The organism is Serratia sp. CY33525 (assembly GCF_052169115.1).
Classification (GTDB): Bacteria; Pseudomonadota; Gammaproteobacteria; order Enterobacterales; family Enterobacteriaceae; genus Serratia; species Serratia sarumanii.
In genome coordinates this window covers 64,488-71,298 of the sequence record NZ_JBJNLK010000014.1, presented here as the reverse complement: position 1 = coordinate 71,298, position 6,811 = coordinate 64,488, and the positions used below count along the sequence as shown (strand labels likewise).

Annotated in this window: 8 protein-coding genes; 2 read left to right on the top strand and 6 right to left on the bottom strand. The window is 62.2% G+C overall.

What is annotated here, in order from left to right; all coding sequences use genetic code 11:
* The first annotated feature begins 259 nt into the window (after window positions 1-259).
* The gene (locus ACJ8IM_RS23660; protein WP_033654709.1) at window positions 260-1,312 is read left to right on the top strand and encodes an NAD(P)-dependent alcohol dehydrogenase; all 1,053 of its coding nucleotides are present in this window, start codon (window positions 260-262) and stop codon (window positions 1,310-1,312) included.
* A 30-nt stretch (window positions 1,313-1,342) separates the two neighbouring features.
* On the opposite strand, the gene maa is transcribed toward ACJ8IM_RS23660, so the two are convergent.
* From maa to ACJ8IM_RS23635, 5 genes are all read right to left on the bottom strand, one after another.
* Window positions 1,343-1,900: a maltose O-acetyltransferase gene (maa, locus tag ACJ8IM_RS23655; RefSeq protein ID WP_033654710.1), complete on the bottom strand. Its 558-nt coding sequence runs from the start codon at window positions 1,898-1,900 to the stop codon at window positions 1,343-1,345.
* A 150-nt stretch (window positions 1,901-2,050) separates the two neighbouring features.
* Window positions 2,051-2,404 (bottom strand): MmcQ/YjbR family DNA-binding protein, encoded by a 354-nt coding sequence (locus tag ACJ8IM_RS23650; protein ID WP_019453210.1) that lies wholly within the window; start codon window positions 2,402-2,404, stop codon window positions 2,051-2,053.
* Between the two features lie 4 nt (window positions 2,405-2,408).
* Window positions 2,409-2,825, bottom strand: a complete 417-nt coding sequence (locus tag ACJ8IM_RS23645; RefSeq protein WP_016930264.1) for a secondary thiamine-phosphate synthase enzyme YjbQ — start codon at window positions 2,823-2,825, stop codon at window positions 2,409-2,411.
* A 126-nt stretch (window positions 2,826-2,951) separates the two neighbouring features.
* On the bottom strand, window positions 2,952-4,145 hold the full coding sequence (locus tag ACJ8IM_RS23640) for an amino acid aminotransferase (RefSeq protein ID WP_033649714.1): 1,194 nt from the start codon (window positions 4,143-4,145) through the stop codon (window positions 2,952-2,954).
* An 86-nt stretch (window positions 4,146-4,231) separates the two neighbouring features.
* A complete protein-coding gene (locus ACJ8IM_RS23635) occupies window positions 4,232-4,699 on the bottom strand; it encodes an Lrp/AsnC family transcriptional regulator (RefSeq protein ID WP_004936775.1) in 468 nt (155 codons plus the stop codon).
* Between the two features lie 215 nt (window positions 4,700-4,914).
* Between ACJ8IM_RS23635 and ACJ8IM_RS23630 the strand changes: the two genes are divergently transcribed.
* On the top strand, window positions 4,915-5,682 hold the full coding sequence (locus ACJ8IM_RS23630; RefSeq protein WP_033654711.1) for a transporter substrate-binding domain-containing protein: 768 nt from the start codon (window positions 4,915-4,917) through the stop codon (window positions 5,680-5,682).
* Between the two features lie 44 nt (window positions 5,683-5,726).
* Here ACJ8IM_RS23630 and alr read toward each other — a convergent pair whose 3' ends face one another.
* Window positions 5,727-6,806, bottom strand: a complete 1,080-nt coding sequence (gene alr / locus ACJ8IM_RS23625) for an alanine racemase (RefSeq protein WP_033654712.1) — start codon at window positions 6,804-6,806, stop codon at window positions 5,727-5,729.
* Window positions 6,807-6,811: the final 5 nt, after the last annotated feature.

Sequence of the window (6,811 nt, the reverse complement as noted above, 5' to 3'; positions counted from 1 at the left end):
CCCGCCCCCCCCCCCCCCCCCCCCCCCTCCCCCCCCCCCCCCCCCCCCCCCCCCCCCCCCCCCCCCCCCCCCCGGCCCGTTTCGCTGCAATCAAACAGAAACAGGCAAGATTTCGACATTTTCAGGCATTTCCCTCCGCGCTCACCGCTTTTATCATCAATGTTCCCTCGGCGGCCGCCCTGTCTGACTCAGGCCGCGTCTCACCGGCACTCGCTGCCGGCCAAGCGTTGTCCCCCATACATTGATAACTGGAGCGACCATGAACATTACCCATGCCTATGCCGCGCATGATGCGAAGTCTGCGCTGGTGCCTTTCGATTACCAGCCGCGCACCCTGCGCGACCACGATGTGCAAATTCAGGTGTTGTTCTGCGGCGTCTGCCACTCGGATCTGCACCAGGCGCGCAATGAATGGAGCAATACCATTTACCCGGTGGTGCCGGGCCACGAAATCGTCGGCCGCGTTAGCGCCGTCGGCGGCCACGTCTCGCGTTACCGGGTCGGCGATCTGGTCGGCGTCGGGTGCATGGTAGATTCCTGCCGCAGCTGCCCGAGCTGCGATGAGGGGCTGGAGCAGTATTGCGAGAACGGCTTCACCGGCACCTATAACGGTCAGGATCGCCAGACCGGCGCCGTGACCTACGGCGGCTACTCCACCGATCTGGTGGTGGATCAGGACTTCGTGCTGCGCGTGCCGGAAAATCTCGATCCGGCCGGGGTCGCGCCGCTGCTGTGCGCCGGCATCACCACCTATTCGCCGCTGCGCCAGTGGGGCGCGGGGCCAGGCAAAAAAGTCGGCATCGTCGGGCTCGGCGGGCTGGGGCACATGGGCGTCAAACTGGCGCGGGCGATGGGCGCGCACGTGGTGCTGTTCACCACCTCGCCGTCGAAAATCGAAGACGCCAAGCGTCTTGGCGCTCATGAAGTGGTGATTTCGCGCAACCCGGAGGAGATGGCGCAGCACGTCAACAGCTTCGACTTCATCCTCAACACGGTAGCGGCCCAGCACGATCTGAATCCGTTCCTCAACCTGCTGCGCCGCGACGGCACCCTGACGCTGGTCGGCGCGCCGGAACACGATCACCCGTCGCCGCAGGTGTTCAATCTGATCATGAAGCGCCGCCGCATCGCCGGTTCGCTGATCGGCGGCATTGCGGAAACGCAAGAGATGCTGGACTTCTGCGGCCAACACGGCATCACGTCGGATATCGAGCTGATCCCGATGCAGCAGATTAATGAAGCCTATGAGCGCATGCTGAAAAGCGACGTGAAGTACCGCTTCGTGGTGGATATCGACTCGCTGCGGGTCTGATGACGGCGGGCGCCCAACGGCGCCCGTTTCTTATAGCTGCTTGATGATCCTGGCCGGGTTGCCGCCCACCACGCAATTGGCCGGCACGTCTTTGGTTACCACCGCACCGGAGGCAACGACCGCATTGTCGCCGATGGTCACCCCCGGATTGATCACCGCGCGCCCGCCGATCCACACGTTATCGCCAATCCTGACCGGCTTGCCGAACTCAGCCCCGCCGACGCGGGTCTCGGCGTCCAGCGGATGGGTCGCGGTGTAGATATGCACGCCCGGCGCCAGCAGGCAGTTGTCGCCGATATGCACCTCGCACACGTCGAGGATCACGCAGTCGAAGTTGGCGTAGAAGTTCTTGCCCAGATAGATGTTATAGCCGTAGTCGCAGCGGAAGGTCGGCTCGATGGTGCCGCCCTGATAGCCGCCCAGCAGCTCGCCCAGCCACTGTTTGCGCAGCTCGCCCTCTTCCGGCGAGGAGTGGTTATAGCGATGCGTCAGCTGGCGCGCGCGCCGACGTTCGCTGCGCAGCAGGTCATCGCCGGCGTCGTATAGTTCCCCGGCGATCATCTTGCGCTTTTCTTCGCTGATGCCCATGTCGGCCTCCTTATTTTACCCGCGTTTCTTGAATGCCCAAGCGTAGCCGCTTTAGCCCGGCAACAGAAAGGGAACGTTCCCAACTTAAAGCCGCGATCACGCTTTAACATGAAAAAGCAGGAGAAAACGGGCGGCGCCGCCGCCCGACAATCAGGCGCGCAGTTCCTGGCGCACGTGTTCGGGCAGGCCTTCCACCACCAGCTGATAGGAGCTGTCGATCAGCGTGTAAAACTGCGAGTTCGGCAGGTTGCCGTCAAGAAACACCGTGTTCCAGTGCGCCTTGTTCAGGCCGTCGCAGGCGACGATCTCCGGATGGTGTTCACGCAGGCTTTCCGCCAGCTCCGGGCTGGACTTGACCGCCAGCGCCGGCCGCCCTTCGACCTCGCACACCATGGCGAACATCACGTCGCCCACCTTGATCTGGCTGGCCTGCCACTGGTTCTGGTCGCTTTGTTCCGCGCCCGGCTTCGCCATGCAGTACTCCAGCAATGCACTGTTATTCATTGGGTTATTCCCCCTGTAACGTGGCCACAATACGGCGTGCTCCGCCGTGGATGCGGTGCTCCCCCAGCCAGATGCCCTGCCATGTGCCCAACATCAGCCGCCCGTGCCTGACGGGCAGCGTCAGGGAAGCGCCCAGCAGCGAGGATTTGATGTGCGCCGGCATGTCGTCCGGCCCTTCGTAGTCATGCTGATAGGGTGCGTTTTCCGGCACCTGACGCAGGAAATGCTGCTCCATATCGGCTCGCACCGTGGGATCGCAGTTCTCGTTGAGCGTCAGCGAGGCCGAGGTATGCTGCAGCAACAGATGCAACAGGCCGGTTTGCAGGCGGTGTAAGTGGGTTAACTGGTTGGTGATCTCGTCGGTAACCAGATGAAAGCCACGCGCTTTTGCGCTGAGGATTAGCGTTTGCTGATGCCACATGAGTGAGCGCCCCTCAATCAGTATATTCTCTCTCCGGTTTGCGGCAACTTCGGCGGCGCGCCGGCAATAAAAAAGGAGCGATATCGCTATCGCTCCCCGATGAACGTCCCTTCAGACTAACAGGCGTTACTGCACCGCGGCAAACGCCTCGGCCACCTGACGCACGTTGTTGTGGTTCAGGCCGGCCACGCACATGCGGCCGCTGTGGATCAGGTAGACGCCGAACTCTTCACGCAGGCGATCGACCTGCGCCGCGCTGAAGCCGGTGTAGCTGAACATGCCGCGCTGCGCCAGCAGGTAATCAAAGTTGCGCTGCGGCAGCGCGCTCTTCAGGGTGTCCACCAGCGCGTGACGCATCTCGAGAATGCGGGTGCGCATGCTCTCCACTTCGTCCAGCCACTGGGTTTTCAGCTGGGCGTCGTTCAGCACCTTGGCCACCAGCTGCGCGCCGAAGTTCGGCGGGCTCGAGTAGTTGCGGCGCACGGTGGCCTTCAGCTGGCCCAGCACGCGCCCGGCCGCCTCTTCGCTTTCGCACACCACCGACAGGCCGCCGACGCGCTCGCCGTACAGCGAGAAGATCTTCGAGAACGAGTTGCTCACCAGGCACGGCAGGCCGGCCGCCGCGATGGCGCGAATGGCGTAGGCATCCTGCTCCATGCCGCCGCCGAAGCCCTGATAGGCGATGTCGAGGAACGGAATGATTTCACGCTCGGCGATCACCTTGACCACCTCATCCCACTGGGCAGGGGTCAGGTCGGAACCGGTCGGGTTGTGGCAGCACGGGTGCAGCAGCGCGATGCTGTGCTTCGGCAGCTGTTTCAGCGCAGCGAGCATGGCGTCGAACTTCACGCCCAGGCTTTCGCTGTCGAAATACGGGTAGGTATTCACCTTGAAACCGGCGCCGCTGAAGATGGCGACGTGGTTTTCCCAGGTGGGATCGCTGACCCACACCTGCGAATCCGGGAAGTAGCTTTTCAGGAAGTCGGCGCCCACTTTCAGCGCGCCGGAACCGCCGACGGTCTGAACGGTGGCGATGCGCCCCTGCTGCAGCATCGGGTGCTGCGCGCCGAACAGCAGCTGCTGGATGGCGGAACGGTAGGGTTGCAGCCCTTCCATCGGCAGGTATACCGAGGCGCCGTGCTCGACGCTGTTCAACTGCGCTTGCGCCGCGGCGACCGCCCGCATCTGCGGGATGATGCCCTGCGCATCGTAGTACAGGCCGATACTCAGGTTCACCTTGTGCGCGCGCGGGTCTTGTTTGAATTTTTCCATCAGCGACAGAATGGGATCGCCGGCATAGGCGTCAACGTTCTGGAACACGGGGGTTTTCTCCTGGTTTATTTATTGTGGTTTGGGCACAGCGTTACGTTCCTAATATAGACGGAAAACCGCATTCGGTTTTAGCTTTATCTCGCCACCGGCAACAAACCGTTTTCCTTGATGCGATTGAGCACCACCGCCGTTTTGATATGCGCCACGCTTTTGTGCGGCGACAGCGTCTGGCTGATGAACTCGCTCAGCGCCGGCAGGTCCGCCACCGCCACTTTCAGCAGGTAATCGGCGTCGCCGGTGGTCTTGTAAGCGTCAAGAATCGCGTCCACCTCCTCCAGCATCTGATGAAAGCTGTCGATCTGCTCCTGCGCGTGCGTGATCAGGCTGACTTCAATCAGCCCTACCAGCCCCAGTCCGACCGCCTCCGGCGCCAGCCGCGCGTGGTAGCCGCGGATCAGCTGCGCCTGCTCCAGGCTGATGCGCCGCCGCGAACATTGGGAGGCGGAGAGCCCGACCAGCTCGCTCAGTTCCTGATTGGTCAGACGGCCGTTGGCCTGTAACAGCGTCAGGATTTTCATATCAAAATCGTCAATGTTGTACATAGCCACCTGTAAACTGTGTTAATAAATGTTGACGTTACAGCCTACCAGTTTTTTTACCGTTGCCGACGTCACACCCTGGCGCTTAAATCGCGTACAGCAGCAACGCCCGGCGTTTTCGCCGGTAAGCGGCATAAAAAACGGCTAACTCATGCAGGTAAACGACAATTAACGGCGAAGTAACGCATAAAACCACGAATGTATAAAAAGGACGCCAGATGAAAAAGCTACTCCCTCTCGCGCTGCTGCTCGCCGCCGGCGGCGCCGGCGCGCAATCCCACCTGGACAAGGTGCTGCAGCAAAAGACCCTGGAGGTCTGCACCACCGGCGACTACAAGCCCTATACCTTCCTCAAGGAAGACGGCGGCTATGAAGGCATCGACATCGATATGGCAGAGTCACTGGCCAAGAGCCTGGGCGCCAAAGTGAAGTGGGTGAAAACCAGCTGGAAAACCCTGACGCCGGACTTCACCTCCGGCAAGTGCGATATCGCGATGGGCGGCATCTCCGTCACGCTAGAGCGACAAAAACAGGTGTTCTTCGCCGACAAGCTGGATACCGACGGCAAAATCCCGCTGGTGCGCTGCACCGACGTGAAGAAATACCGCACTCTCGAGCAGATCAACAAACCGTCGGTGCGCCTGCTGGAGCCGGCGGGCGGCACCAACGAAGCCTTCGTGCACGCCTATCTGCCGAAGGCCAAGCTGACGCTGACGCACGACAACATGAGCATTTTCCAGCTGTTGGTAGACCGCAAGGCGGACGTGATGATCACCGACGCCTCCGAGGCGCTGTACCAGCAGAAGCGCTATCCGAAGCTGTGCGCGGTGAATCCGAGCAAACCGATGCAGTACGGCGAGAAGGCTTACATGCTGCCGCGCGACGATTTGAGCTGGAAACTGTATGTGGATCAGTGGCTGCACCTGGCCAAGGCGACCGGCGAGTATCAGAAGATTATCGATAAGTGGTTGGCGGTAAAGAAGTAACCCGCTGAGAAACGGGGCCGACGCGCGTCGGCCCCTGCTGCGCATCAGTCGCCGATGTATTCCATCGCCACGCGCTGCGTGAGCTTGGTGATCAGTTCGTAAGCGCTGATGCCGGTGCAGGCGGCGATGCGCTCGACCGGCAGCGTCTGGCCCCACAGCACCGCTTCATCCCCCACCTTATCGGCGGCGTCCGGCCCGAGATCGACCGAAATCATGTCCATCGACACCCGGCCGACGATCGGCACTTCGCGGCCGTTGATCAGGATCGGCGTACCGGTCGGCGCGCTGCGCGGGTAGCCGTCGCCGTATCCCATCGCCACCACCCCGAGCCGGGTATCGCGCGGGCTTACCCAGGTGCCGCCGTAGCCAACCGCTTCGCCGGCCTTGTGCTCGCGTACCGCGATCAGGCTGGACTTCAGCGTCATCGCCGGCTGCAGCCCATGCTCGGCGCCGCTGCCGTTATCCAGCGGCGACACGCCGTACAAAATGATGCCAGGACGCACCCACTCATTGTGGGCATCCGGCCACAGCAGCGTGCCGCCGGACGCGGCGACCGAGCGCTGGCCCGGTTTGCCGCGCGCGAACTGCTCGAAGCAGGCGATCTGTTTCAGGGTGGCGTCGGACTCCGGCTCATCGGCGCGGCTGAAGTGGCTCATGATATTGACCGGCTGCGCCACGTTGCGGCAGGCGCACAGGCGCTGATAAAACGCTTCCGCCTGTTCGGGGCGCACCCCCAGCCGATGCATGCCGGTATCGAGCTTCATCCACACCGGCACCGGGCGCGCCAGCTCGGCCTGCTCCAGCGCTTCGAGCTGTTCGATGCTGTGTACCGCGGTTTCGATGTTGTTCGCCACCAGCACCGGCAGATCTTCGGCACAGAAGAAGCCTTCCAGCAGCAGGATCGGTTTGACGATGCCGCCGGAGCGCAGCATCAGCGCCTCGCCGATGCGCGCCACGCCGTAGCAGTCGGCGTCTTGCAGGGTATGGGCTGTTTCCAGCAGGCCATGTCCATAAGCGTTTGCTTTCACAACGGCAATCAGGCGGCTTTGCGGCGCCTGGCGGCGCACCTGTTGCAGATTATGTCGCAGAGCGCGGCGGTCGATTACAGCGGTTGCCGCTTTCATTTCAG